This is a genomic window from Pedobacter sp. GR22-10 (genome assembly GCF_026239715.1).
Lineage (GTDB): Bacteria > Bacteroidota > Bacteroidia > Sphingobacteriales > Sphingobacteriaceae > Pedobacter.
Map to the genome: position 1 here is coordinate 680,727 of NZ_JAPIVR010000001.1, position 13,130 is coordinate 693,856.

Below are 13,130 nucleotides of genomic sequence, written 5' to 3' on the forward strand. Positions count from 1 at the left end.
TAAAATTATGAAGAGAATTTTAATTGTAGGCGGTGGATTCGCCGGAATCAACCTGATAAAAGGACTGGCTGGTAAAAAAGGTATCGAAGTGGTATTGGTGGATAAGAATAATTACCATTTTTTTCCGCCGCTGCTATACCAGGTAGCCACCTCCTTTATTGAGCCGTCCAACATTACCTACCCCTTTCGGAAAATGTTTCAAGGAAAACAAAATGTGCGCTTCTATAATGGGACATTGCTAAGTGTCCATGAAGAGGAAAAACAAATTATCACCGATAGCGGTAAACTTGACTATGACTTTTTGGTGTTGGCTATGGGGACAGAAACCAATTTCTACGGCCTGGAGACCTTAAAAAATAAAGCTTTGCCAATCAAAACAATTGAAGATGCGCTGTATCTGCGTAATCATTTGTTAATGAATATGGAAAAAGCCGTTAAAACGACCAATCTGCAAGAACGGGCTAAGTTGCTTAATCTCGTTATTGCAGGAGGTGGGCCGACCGGGGTAGAATTGGCCGGCATGGCAGGCGAAATGAGCAGGAATATTCTTCGAAAAGATTATCCTGAACTGGGTGAAGCTGCAGGAAACATCTACCTCGTAGATTCAGGAGATAAACTGTTAGGTCCCATGAGCAAAGAGGCACAACAGGAATCTTATAAACAATTGCTTAAATTAGGGGTTCAAATCAAATTGGGGGTGGCTGTTAAGGATTATATTAATGACGAGGTGATCCTTTCCAACGGTGAAAAGATCAGTACCTGTTCCCTTATCTGGGCATCGGGTGTTGTCGCAGTCAACGTTAACGGTTTACCTGATAAATCCAGGGGCCGTGGAGGAAGGTTAAATGTTGATGAGTATAACAGGATTTCAGGGATTGATAGGATTTTCGCCATTGGTGATATATGCTGTCAGACTACAGACAAAAATTATCCTGACGGCCATCCTCAACTGGCACAGGTTGCCATACAGCAGGGTAAGTTACTTGCAGCTAATCTGTTGAATTCAATAGACGAAAAAAGGATGAAGCCTTTCACCTATCTGAACAAAGGAAATATGGCCATTATCACTAAATATCAGGCAGTTGTAGATCTTCCTTTTGGCTCTTTTAAGGGCTACCTCGCCTGGCTGACCTGGCTGTTCGTACATATCATACCAATAGCTGGTTTCAGGAACAAGGCAAAGCTGGCATACAACTGGTTTTGGAGTTTTCTAACGAATGATCCCAACCTGCGGTTGATTATACGCGCAAAAAAACGTCCTTAAATATCCTATTATAAATTACAGCAATGACTGTTTATGCTGATGCCTTGGTAATATTTTAATTAACTAATTATGCAAACCCCTGCGTTTACATTTCACTCTAATCCAGCCATTGATAGACTGATAAAGAGTGATTTGTCATTTAGTCCACTCGAAAACTATTTAAAAAAATTAAACAGCTCTTCCCCGGCCAGAAGGGGAATGATAGAAGAACTGATTAAAACGCTGCAACAATATTTGCCTTGTAACAAGGAGAGTTCATCTTTGCTGCCAGGCCCCGATGACCAATCCCTATTTGATTTAATCTACTTTGCACTGAACCCATTACTTGCCGATGAAAGTGATTGTTTTTTTGCCATAACCTCGCCATTGCCCGGGAAGATACATTATTGCACAGATGCATATAATCATCTTTTTAAAAATGGTATGGCAAAGGCAAAAAGCGTTGGTGGCGCAGATCCGGAAGTAAATTTGTTAAATGAATATAAGAATTATATCTACCGCCTGATCTTGAGCCAGTGCTACCACTTTTCCTTTCAGATACTGGAACCTGAACATTATAGTTACATCAATCCTGAAACCGGTCTGGAAGAATACTACAAGGTAAATATTGATACCAGGTTTATAGAGGTTGTGTTTACAGGTGAATTGCCTGATATTACCATGGACAGTATAATCCAGGCCGGTCCAACGCGTATAGACCCATTACTATTACTGGAGAAGATTTTACCTCTGCACCTTTTTGAACTCAGGGGATTTGCTGTGATTGTACTGGAAAATATTACTGATGCCTTCGCAATTGATCAAATCAGAAACGAACTTGTAAACCAGGAACGCGAAGAGCATATTTACAAACAGGTGATTAAAAGCTTAGGGGTGCTCAGCGGCGATAACGCTGTTCATTTCAGTTTAAAATCCCTGGCCAGGTTAAATAATGAGAAAATCGTGGATATCAACCCTGAAATATACAGTTTCATGATGGATTCAAGCCAACAATTCGAAGACGAAATATTGCTTCAATCACTCGTCAGGGGATACGAGGAAAATCCTGTTACCTATTACTATTCTACAGCGGATAATGCTGGAAACAATTTTGAAATTCCTATTCAGGATATTTTGGAATCAAAAAAAGTCAAAGTTTATGCTTGTCTGCCACTGCTTTTCAAACAAAAGGTTGTAGGTATTTTAGAAATATATGCTTTCAAAGAGCTATCATTTTTCGAAAACATCCTGGCGAAAATAGCAGCGGCGTTGCCTCTGCTCAGCCAGTTAACAAAAAATAGTGCTGATCACTTTTCAGATAAGATCAATGATGTTGTGCGGCGACACTTTACCGTTTTGCAGCCAGCTGTCCTTTGGAAATTCCATCTTGCGGCATGGAATTACCTGCAGGAGGAGCAGAAAAAGGGATCTGGTGCCTCAATAGAATCCATCACATTTGACGACGTTTATGCGATTTATGGTGCAATTGATATTAAAGACTCGACACTAAAACGCAACGATGCGCTATTGAAAGATATACATAGTATGCTGGATGAATCCATAAGAATATCAGATAAGTTGATCGTTTCAGGGTGTCCTGCGGAAGAGATCAAAATATCATGTATCGAATTCAAATCCCGATACCAGCAGGAAGTTACCTTAGAGGTTGAAATAGCTATTCTAACCTATCTTCGTGGTAATTTAAGGCCGCTCATAACGCCCTTAGCTGCTGAAGACCCGGATTATTTAGCTTATATTAATGCTTACCTTGGACTGGCTGATTCTGAAAATGGCGTGAGGTATGCTAACCGTTACATTTTAGAGCAAAAAATCGGAAAGTTAAATGAGGATATAACGGGATTTATGGCAGCGATGATCGAGGATTTGCAGCAGCTACATCCGAGCTACATTAAAACCTTTAGAACTGACGGAATTGAAAGTGATATTTATATCGGTCAGTCCATTACGCCAAGGTCAAATTTAGATGGCGGTAAAATCCGGGCGTATCGGGCTTTGCAGCTTCGTCATATCGCGTTGATTGGTAATTACACCAATCAAATGTCATTATTATCTACATTTGCGCTGCAAACCACTCAACTCATATATGTGCCCGGCACCCCCATTTCCATTACTTTCCGTAATGATGAAAAGCGGTTTGATGTGGAAGGAGCAGATAATATCAATTATGAAATAATTAAAAAGCGAATCGATAAGATATGCATTAAAGAGAGCACGGAAAGGTTGAATCAACCTGGTAAAATAGCTATTGTATATCAGGATGATGACATTAAAACAGAGTATTTACATCTCATAAGCATATTACAGGAGGAAGGTATTTTGCGTGGGAATGTAGAGGTTTTGCATCTGGAAGACTTAAAAGATGTTTTCGGGCTAATGGCCTTAAGGGTAGGGATTTAAAAGAATCGACTATCCTAAGTTGATATTATCCCAATCAAGAAACTTTAAAACTCCTCCACTACTTTGTAAGAGGAGGAGTTTTTTGTGATACCAATTGTGCTCAGTAAAGAACTTTAATTAACCATCTTTCCTGATTTTATCACCATTTCGATATTCGCTAACTCCATAATGTCCTTAAGTGGGTTTCCTTTCAGCACCAGTAGATCAGCATCCATATTTTTTTCAATCTTTCCGAGATGCTTTTCGCGGCCTATGACTCTGGCGCCAACCACTGTTGCAGCACGTAATGCCTCTGCGGTTGTAAAACCGCATTTGGTTACAAAGAAATTTAGCTCATCAAGCAATACAGGGTAATCCCGGATAATTCCTACAACTTTATCTGTACCTGCAGCAATTTCCACGCCTTGCTGATGTACTCTCTTCAATAGTGAAAACACCCATGGATCACGTTCTTCTGAAACTACAAGGGTGGCATCCAAAATGGCCTTGTTCTTTTTCATCATCTTACAGAAAGTACTGATGTCGAGGTTGGCAATCACACTGTCTTTATACGAGGCCGGGGTTTGGTTCTTAAAGAATAAAGTATCCGTAGTCAGGTTTTCTAACATAGAAACATGCGACAGCACTTCTACACCTGCTCCAACCACATCTATGGGTGTCGCAGGATACATCATCGTATGTCCCCATACTTTTAAACCATGCCTTTTAGCTGCAGCAACCACTTTTGGCAAAAACACCCGATCAAAAGAGTGATATAATTTTACACCGGTAGCACCAAAATTCTTAGCTACTGCCATCGCGCTGTCTAGATTGGTGCCGGGAACGATGAGTTGCTCCCAGGGCCGATAAGGTTTAGTCCTGAGGTGTATATTTCTGTTAAAGTACCAGTCTCCCGCCATAAAAGAGGCAAAGTAAATAGTTGCACCAATTTTCTTCCCTTCCCGAATGTTGGTCTGAGCCTCGAGTTGTGCTAAGCCGTCTCCTCCGGGATCCCTTATTGAAGTGATCCCGTGTTTTAGATAATATTCAAGGTGACTGTAGGTGTTTTCTATATTGTTCTGGTAAGGTGCAGTAACGTGAATATGTACATCAATCAGGCCTGGAACGATAAACTTATCTTTAAAATCGATTACCCTGGCGCCTTTCCATTTTTTACCTCTTCGAGCCAACGCGATAATTCGCCCTCCAGAAATTACAATGTCTTTTCCACTAATGAAGCGACCAAGCTTCACATCCATTACATTTGCGTTTGTTAAGATTAGCAGCGAATCAGTAGTCTTCACAGCCTGTGCTTTAGCGAAAGACAATCCTGTAATCAAGCACAATAAGAAAAGTACGCTTAAAATAGTGTAATTCTTCATCTCTATTCTTTTAATTTCTACTACCTTCTTTTTCTGTAAATCAGCATCAAGGATACCGAAGCCGCGATCGCTCCCGGCAATAAGCCTAAAAGGCCCCAGCGAATCCATTTCAGCTGACTATTATTGATTATCAATTTATTGTCTTTCGGGATTTCGCGAGTGGTATCAATGGGAAACTGATCATTACTAAACCATCTGAATAGTTCTGTCACAAAAGAAAAATTTAATGATTTTGGTATCTGTCTGCCCACCTCTACATTGCTCATAAAATCAGCATCTCCGATTACGAAGACACGCTGCTCTTTTTTTCCAACTTTTTTTCGCAGAGCAAAACCAATCGGGTAACTTTTCTTGTCTACATCTTTGCGAGGGTCTGATAACGTCTGTGTTTTATCAGTGGGAAGTCCTGGAATAAGCCAGGTGTCTGCAGGCCGACTTACAAGCACTGGAAAAAGTTCGAAGCCAGCGTTAGAAACGGCTTCCAATGCTGCCACACTTGGAGTGGTAACAGAAGCACTGTCATTATTTTCAAATACACTGTTTTTCAAAAAACTCGTCCAGTTTTTACTGACCACATTACTGAGAACGAAAGAAGGTTCAAAGTTTAAACTTTTTTGAACGAGTATTCCATCCTTTAATGATACACCCACTAAACCAAGCAAAGGATTGTTTATCTGCCCGCTTCCGGGTTCCGCGGCAATCAGCAGATTTCCACCATGTTTTATATAAGCTTTGAGGTTGTCCAGTTCAGTTTTATTGTACGCGGTTAAGGCATCAGCAAGCACAAGGATGTCAACATGCTTGTCCATCATACTATCCGTTAGAGAAACCTCTTTGACATCGAAACCTTGGTTAATAAGTGAATACCGGAAACTGACTTCTGTGGTGGAAGTTTTGTAATCTTTATCTCCAGAACGGCCGATGCTTCTTTCACCACGTCCGCTCACGAAACCTACCTTTGGTGGGCTTACAAGCAACCGTTTTAAAGCAGCGGTAATTTCTTTCTCCCCCGGTTGTCTGTACAAATCGTCATAGATGCGCAGGAACGTTGTGTTGTCCTGATAAGAAACCGTACGTACAGACCTATATCGCTCCCCTTTAAGGTCAATCACTTTGTTAATCTCTTCAGGCCGCAAAAAATCTTCGAAGTTCACTTGCATCGCCTTCGCTATTTTTCTTGCGATTTGCTCATCATTCAAACCTGGATTTTCCTTGTATCGAAGTTCATTTTCTGAATGTGCCCAATAGAAAACATATTTCATACGCATATCGGGCATAAATCGAGAATACATTTCAAAATTCTTCTTGTCGCTGTTTTGGAATTTCGGCAAGCCGAAAAAGTAATTATCATCAAGTAAATTCAGGTAGGTAGTGATTACAATTGGTCCTTTAAACTTTTTGATGACTTGCTGACTCTCGGCAGTCAGCGTACGACTTTCTGTCGCACTCATGTCTTTATAGAAAATAAACCGTGGCATTGTGCTCAGGTATCCCAGCAGCAACATAAAAAGTGTAAAACTCAGGTATCTAACTATCTTCGCAGGCATAGAGATCGTTCTTCGTTCAAACTCCAGCTTGAATAGTGTCAGTCCGATAAACAACACAATTACGATCAGAAAATAAAAGATGTCGTTGCTCCCTAATAATCCGCCTATGGATTCCTGCGCCCTGCCTGCCATGGAAAGGAAATAAGTGATGTCACGAACGAAATTTATATCCTGCCACAATCCACCGATAAAATTTAATGCGGCAAGCACAACCAGGGTACTGATGGCGGCGACAACCTGATAATTGGTCAAACTGGACATGAATAGCCCAATCGCTGAATATGCGCAGATCAGCAGATATAGACCGATAATACCGGAGATAATAAACCAAAAATCGACATGGTCAATTGTAAATACTGAAGTCATACCTATACCCGACAACACAGCCATAAGGATTAGGCAATAAGTGATCATTGCCAGGTATTTGCCCACCACGATGTCGAGTACCCTTATTGGTGAAGAATAAAGCAGCTTAATGGATCCACTATAGGTTTCCCTGCTGATGAGTCCCATCGTAAGCAATGGGATATACAAGTAAAGGTATTCCTGCATATTTGGGAAAAGGCATGAAAATCCGGCAAACACCCATCTAGTTAGGTTAACCGCTGGCTGTCCCATCTGTTGGGCCCGCTCCACCTGTTCCAATGTTGCAGTGTATTGCCATCCGGACTGAAAAATAAACACGATTAATACGATCCATGCCACAGGCGAATAGAACAACTGACTGAGTTCAATGCGTGCGATCCTTAATATATTTTTCATTTCCGGGAAGCTTGTTTATTTGATAATTGTGCAAAAATTTGATCCAGAGAGCTTTTTTCAAGTGTAATTTCCCGCATACGCCATCCCTGATCGGCGCTGGTTTGAATGAGCCGCTCGCTAATTTCCTGTCCAGCATCAAACCCGATCCTAAATTTTCCAGGCCTCAGCAGTTCTACTGAATTAACGCCACTAAGATTTTCCAGAATGATCGATTCCGGAGGGTTCAGTAGGGTCATAACGAGACTATTTGGTTCTATATAGTTGTCAAAAGCTTCCATGGTATCTGAAAAGACCATTGTTCCGCTTTCAATCATTTTAACCTGATTACAAGTCGCCTGGATTTCTGAAAGGATATGAGAGGAAAAAATAACGGCCTTTTCTTCTCCGACTTCCTTAATCAACTTGCGTACCTCGTAGATCTGATTGGGATCCAGGCCATTTGTTGGCTCATCGAGTACGACCAATTTAGGTTCATGGATGATCGCCTGTGCAATTCCGACCCTCTGTTTGTAGCCACCAGACAGGTTGGAAATCAGACGATTCTTAAAATGAGATACACCGCATTTAGCCATTGCTTTATCCACTGCGGCATTTACCATTTTTTTATCAACCAAACGCAAAAAGGCACATTGTGTTAGGTATTCCTTAACGGTGAGATCCATATAAAGCGGCGCATTTTGCGGAAGAAAGCCAATTAGTTTTTTTGCGGAGATCGGGTCTTTATGCATCATGTAACTGCCTACCTCAACAGTTCCTTCTGTTTGATTGAGTACTCCACACATGATGTTCATGGTCGTTGATTTTCCCGCGCCATTCGAGCCGAGCAAACCGAGGACACCCAATTCATTGATCTCGAAGTTGATGTCACGAATTGCCCATGCAGTTCCATAGCGATGAGAAAGGTTTGTGATTTTTACAATCTTATTATCCATTCAATTGAAATTATATAGTACTTAAAATATAACCTAAGCAGCACCGTCAAATTGATTTTTGCTACTTAGGTTATTTATATTTTTGTTTATCTGTAATCAGGGTTCTGTTTCAGATTGGGATTCGCGTTAATGGCTACGGTGGGCAAGGGCAATAGTTTTGCAGCGGGGCGGTATGCAGGCTTCAAAGTGGGTAGTACCAAGTCTGCCTGTCCTGTACGTTTTAAATTATACCAACGGTATCCTTGCTCACAAAAAAACTCCTTACGGTTCTCCAGAAGGATTTCGTCGATCAAGTCCGATTTAACGGTTGTTGTACTTTCTGTCGCTTTAGCCCGGGAACGGATCATGTTCATGTCATCACGGGCACCAGAAAGGTTAACACCTATACGGGCCCTTGCTTCAGCCCTGATCAGGTATTGTTCCGCAAGACGCAAAACGGTCTGAGATTCAGCAACACCTGCTGCAACGGCCGTTGCGTTTGAAGTATATTTATATTTATAAGGTAGTACTTTGAGAGACGTACCCGATCCATAGCTGACCATCCATTTCTGTCCACGAAGATCAGCTGAAATAAAAAGGTCTCTGAATGTTTTCCTGATATCAAACTGTGGCTCTGTGCCGGAAAAAGGTAAAAATGCACCCGCCTCATCCGTGTACTGATTCGTAGGCGCAATTGGAGAAGACATTTGCCAGATGCTTTCCAGGTTATCTTTTACCCATACACCAGTCGCCATATTTCCCGATGGGATCAACGAATAAAGATTGGTTGCCGCAATCACCTCAGAAGCATTCTTTTCAGCAGCTGCATAGTCGCCTGTAAAAAGGTAAGTTCTGGCCAGCAAAGCTGTGGCTACGTAATGATTTACACCTAACCTTTTATTCGAAGCGTTTCCTGTATTTGATGAAGCTGAATAATCCAGCAAGAGGTCTGATTTGGCAGCCGTTAAATCGATAATGATCTGCTTATAGATGTTGTCAACTGTTTCTTTGGGTTGCAGTGAGGATATACTTACCTCTGTAGTCAGCACTAAAGGCACTTCACCAAAAGTGTTCACGAGGTTGAAATAACAGTACGCCCTGAAAAATTTGGCTTCAGCAGTTAATTGCTTTTTAACAAGGTCGGAAGTACCCTTATATTTTTGCAGCCCCTCAATGATGGAGTTCGCCTTGTAGATCGTTGAATACCAGTCAGAAAAAATGTTGTTTTGCAGCAGGCTAATCGTGGTGTAGCTATTATTGTAGGCGTCATTACTAGATTCATTGAGACCATTGTAAATTAAGTCATCGGCAAAAAGAGAATTGTACAGCGATAGATAAACAGTTTGGGTTGAAGATTGAGCAAGACCAGTATACATACCTGACAACGTATTGGCTGCCAGTTTATCAGAGGAAAATGCAACTTCACTCTTGATTTCATTAATAGGCGGATCGACTTCCACCATCTTTTCACAGGCCGATAAAGCAACGGTTACGAATGCGGCAGTTCCTAAGAATATTTTTTTTATTATTATTGACATAACTGAAATTTTAAAATGTAAACTGTAAACCTGCAACTATTGTACGCAATGGCGGCGTCCCGATACCTTTGGATTCCGGATCGAAACCTTTATACTTTGTAATTGTAAATAAGTTTTGGGCTTGGGTAAATACCCTGACCTGCTGAGCATGCACTTTAGAAATCCATTTTGAAGGCAGCGAATAAGATAAATTCACATTTTTCATTCGAATAAATGAGGCATCAACGATATTGGCATCAGATGCAGACCATGCACGGTAGGCATTATATGCCGCCCTACCGTTTGCACTGAAAGTGCCTGCTGTAACCAGGTAATCGGGAGAGCCAAGAGCCAGATATTGCTCCACTAAATTCTTAGTAGAGTTTAACCCATATCCCGGAGGGTTATTAAACGCAGCTGCTGTTGTTGCGCCTTTTTGCTTAACAAATTGAAAAGTAAAATCAAAGGTTAAACCTTTGTAAGTAAACGTATTCGTTAAACCACCGAAAAAGCTGGGATAAGAAGTACCTGCAAAATACTGGTCTCCACTTCCGGTAGCTGCAAATCCTAATGTAGGATTGGCTGTCCCGCCTATGCCATCAAAATCGGTAAAAGCAGGTAAATTGGTGGCAGGATTTATGCCTGTAAACTGGTAAACATAGTATCCGTTGAGTGGTTTACCGACAAGATAAGTAGTGTAATAAGAGGTTTTCTCGATATTTGGAAACGACAATAACTTGTTGTTGTTTTTACTGATGTTGAAGGCCGAGGTCCAGGAAAAATTTTTGATCTTAACGTTTGTACTGTTTATGCTTAGCTCTAATCCTGAGTTCTGAACGGTCGCAGGCAAGTTGCTCTGATAGCTTGAAAAGCCTGCTTGCGTACTCAAAGGATAGTCGATTAGCTGATTCCCCGACCGGTTGTTGTAATAAGAAGCGCTTAAAGACAACCGGTCATGAAAGAAGCCAAGTTCCAGTCCTAAATCAAATTTTTTAGTGCTTTCCCATTGAAAATCATTATTAGCGATCCTGGTAGGAACCAAACTTGTGTTGCCATTATAGAGAAACGGATAGGAAGAAAAACTTTCGTAATACTGATAGTCTCCAATCTCGTCACTTCCAATAATCCCATAGCTCCCGCGTAGCTTACCAAAGCTAAACCAGCTTATTTTATCTTTAAGGAAATCCTCTTCAGAAAAAATCCAGGCCGCACCAGCGGAACCAAAATTTCCGAATCTTTTATTTGGGCCAAAACGGGAGGAACCATCTCTTCTAAAATTAAGGTTAACAATGTATTTATCTTCTATATTGTAATTTAACCGTCCAAACAACGAAGCATATTTATAATCCTTAGACGAATTACTTGTGGAAATGGAAGTCGCTTGGTTTACATTTCTCATGAAATTATCATCACTAAATCCGGAAGCAAGTGTGTAGTATGGCTGCTTAGACTGTTTAAATTGGTAAGTGCCGCCAACAAGCGCACTTAATGTACCCTTCCATACTTTATGATTATAAGTGATCTGAGGTTCTACGATATAGTTATTTGAATAGGTGTAGGAATAAGCTGCTGTTCCTGATGCAGGTGCAAAATATTCAGTACTTAAAGATTTTAGTGGTCTCAAAGTAACCTGGTTCATGTCTGTTTTGCTGTAACCAAAAGCAGATTTGATATCCAGCCCCTCCAGTATCGTGTATCTGAGGTTCAGATTTCCCAGCAAATTGCTTGAACGGTTATCATTAGTTTGAAGCAGATAACCGTATGGATTTGAACCTCCTACCCAGTTTAGTGTGCCATTGGCCTTGTAAACCGAAAAATTTGGAGGCAGAGAATAAGAATACTTTGACAGATCTAAGGTAGAAATGTTGTTTTTATCGGTTGAGTACAGGGCAGAAAATCCTAGGTTAAATTTCTTGTTCGAAGAGCTGTGGTTTAAATTCACATTTACACCTCCGCGTTTATACCCCTGGTCTCCCGGATAAACATTACCTTCTTGATGATAAGCGCCACTAAGGTAGAAATTGGTGTTTGCGTCTCCTCCCGATACATTAGCTGAAATATCATGTGTCCGGGCGGTACCGCCAATCAATTCCTTTTGCCAGTTTTTACTCAGATTCTGGTCATATACCGTTAGGTCCGGCGCATTGGTAGTAGTAGGTGTGTTGGAACTGGTTGTCAGGTTGGCGAAACCTTTTTTACGCAAGGCCAGGTATTCTTCGGTACCTAACAAATCGACAAAATTAGCAACAACGGATGCCCCGCTAGACGCATTGACACTAAACTTAGTTCTTCCGGCTGAGCCTTTTTTAGTAGTAATCAGCACAACCCCGTTGGCTCCACGAGAACCGTAAATCGCAGTGGCGTCGGCATCTTTAAGTACTTCAATGCTTTCTATATCTGAAGGATTAATGACATTTAATGGGCTAGTGTTTCCTTCCGCGGAGGGTAAAACAGAAGTTATCGAAGATGCGTTGTTAATCGGTTCTGAAAGAAATGGGACACCGTCTATAATATAGAAAGGACGGTTATTTTTTCCAATAGAATTGACACCTCTTATCTGAACGTTGATTCCCGCTCCAGGCAAACCATTGGTTTGGATTACCTGTACGCCTGGCAATGTTGCCTGCATTGCTTGCAAAGCGTTGGTGACAGGCTGCTTTTCAATGTCTTTTGCCGTAATTCCAACCTGAGCACCTGTGCTTAATCTCCTGGTAGTGGTACCATAGCCGATCACCAAAACCTCATCAAGTTTCGCCGGATCCAGTGTCATATTGACATCAAGCTGAGCTTTTGCCTTTAATTCGGTCGTTTTATACCCCAAATAACTAAAAATCAAAATTTGGTTGTCGTCTGTATGGAGGTAATACCGACCACTTTCGCCAGTCACTGCCAATTTATTTGTGCCCTTGACTTTGACGACCACACCAGGCATGGGCAGTCCATTTTCGTTCAGCACTACACCAATTACATCAATTTCTCCAAAATAATGCTTCAAATCATCAAAGATTGTCTTTTCTTTTTCTCTGATTACAATATCCTTATTACTAATTACATACGTAAGTGGTAACCCACGAAGGCAGCGATCCATAACAACCTTTAGACTGGCATTTTCAACTGAGATATCTAATGGAGAAGCAGCATCAAAAATCTCACTGTTGTAGATAATGTCGTATCCTGTCTGGACGGTTATCTTTTTTAATATTTTCTCAATACTTGTGTTACGCTCTTTGAGGGTGACACGTTGTCCACTGGCACCCAGTGAAACTTGCAAAAATCCAGCTATCAGGATAATCATAGTCAATTTCATAACTAGGAGTGATTTTTTGATGCAGCTAGGCGGCGTACATACAAATTGTTTAAAAATCATAAAT

At 41.0% G+C, this 13,130-nt stretch carries 7 protein-coding genes; 2 read left to right on the plus strand and 5 right to left on the minus strand.

All coding sequences use genetic code 11. The annotated features are described in order from the left end of the window. Positions 1–7: 7 nt before the first annotated feature. Both OQX64_RS02775 and OQX64_RS02780 read left to right on the plus strand, forming a co-directional pair. Positions 8–1,264 (plus strand): NAD(P)/FAD-dependent oxidoreductase, encoded by a 1,257-nt coding sequence (locus tag OQX64_RS02775; RefSeq protein WP_265817519.1) that lies wholly within the window; start codon positions 8–10, stop codon positions 1,262–1,264. 69 nt (positions 1,265–1,333) lie between these two features. Beyond that, positions 1,334–3,661: a hypothetical protein gene (locus OQX64_RS02780; protein WP_265817521.1), complete on the plus strand. Its 2,328-nt coding sequence runs from the start codon at positions 1,334–1,336 to the stop codon at positions 3,659–3,661. A 113-nt stretch (positions 3,662–3,774) separates the two neighbouring features. Here the strand turns inward: OQX64_RS02780 and OQX64_RS02785 are convergent, their stop codons facing one another. The 5 genes from OQX64_RS02785 to OQX64_RS02805 all read right to left on the minus strand — a co-directional run bounded on the left by OQX64_RS02785 (position 3,775) and on the right by OQX64_RS02805 (position 13,066). Beyond that, entirely contained in the window at positions 3,775–5,130 is a 1,356-nt protein-coding gene (locus OQX64_RS02785) for an amidohydrolase family protein (protein WP_265817522.1), read from the minus strand. After that, entirely contained in the window at positions 5,043–7,331 is a 2,289-nt protein-coding gene (locus OQX64_RS02790; RefSeq protein ID WP_265817523.1) for a Gldg family protein, read from the minus strand. The genes OQX64_RS02785 and OQX64_RS02790 overlap by 88 nt, the downstream gene beginning before the upstream one ends. Continuing rightward, positions 7,328–8,263 (minus strand): ABC transporter ATP-binding protein, encoded by a 936-nt coding sequence (locus OQX64_RS02795; protein WP_265817524.1) that lies wholly within the window; start codon positions 8,261–8,263, stop codon positions 7,328–7,330. The genes OQX64_RS02790 and OQX64_RS02795 overlap by 4 nt, the downstream gene beginning before the upstream one ends. Positions 8,264–8,349: 86 nt before the next feature. After that, a complete protein-coding gene (locus OQX64_RS02800) occupies positions 8,350–9,780 on the minus strand; it encodes a RagB/SusD family nutrient uptake outer membrane protein (RefSeq protein ID WP_265817525.1) in 1,431 nt (476 codons plus the stop codon). A gap of 10 nt (positions 9,781–9,790) precedes the next feature. Continuing rightward, positions 9,791–13,066, minus strand: a complete 3,276-nt coding sequence (locus OQX64_RS02805; protein WP_265817527.1) for a SusC/RagA family TonB-linked outer membrane protein — start codon at positions 13,064–13,066, stop codon at positions 9,791–9,793. Between the last annotated feature and the right edge of the window lie 64 nt (positions 13,067–13,130).

What these genes read in the sequence shown, in the direction of transcription:
- OQX64_RS02775 (WP_265817519.1), top strand. Translation starts at nt 8, where the DNA reads ATGAAGAGAATTTTAATTGTAGGCGGTGGATTCGCCGGAATCAACCTG.
- OQX64_RS02780 (WP_265817521.1), top strand. Translation starts at nt 1,334, where the DNA reads ATGCAAACCCCTGCGTTTACATTTCACTCTAATCCAGCCATTGATAGA.
- OQX64_RS02785 (WP_265817522.1), bottom strand. Translation starts at nt 5,130, where the DNA reads ATGGATTCGCTGGGGCCTTTTAGGCTTATTGCCGGGAGCGATCGCGGC.
- OQX64_RS02790 (WP_265817523.1), bottom strand. Translation starts at nt 7,331, where the DNA reads ATGAAAAATATATTAAGGATCGCACGCATTGAACTCAGTCAGTTGTTC.
- OQX64_RS02795 (WP_265817524.1), bottom strand. Translation starts at nt 8,263, where the DNA reads ATGGATAATAAGATTGTAAAAATCACAAACCTTTCTCATCGCTATGGA.
- OQX64_RS02800 (WP_265817525.1), bottom strand. Translation starts at nt 9,780, where the DNA reads ATGTCAATAATAATAAAAAAAATATTCTTAGGAACTGCCGCATTCGTA.
- OQX64_RS02805 (WP_265817527.1), bottom strand. Translation starts at nt 13,066, where the DNA reads ATGAAATTGACTATGATTATCCTGATAGCTGGATTTTTGCAAGTTTCA.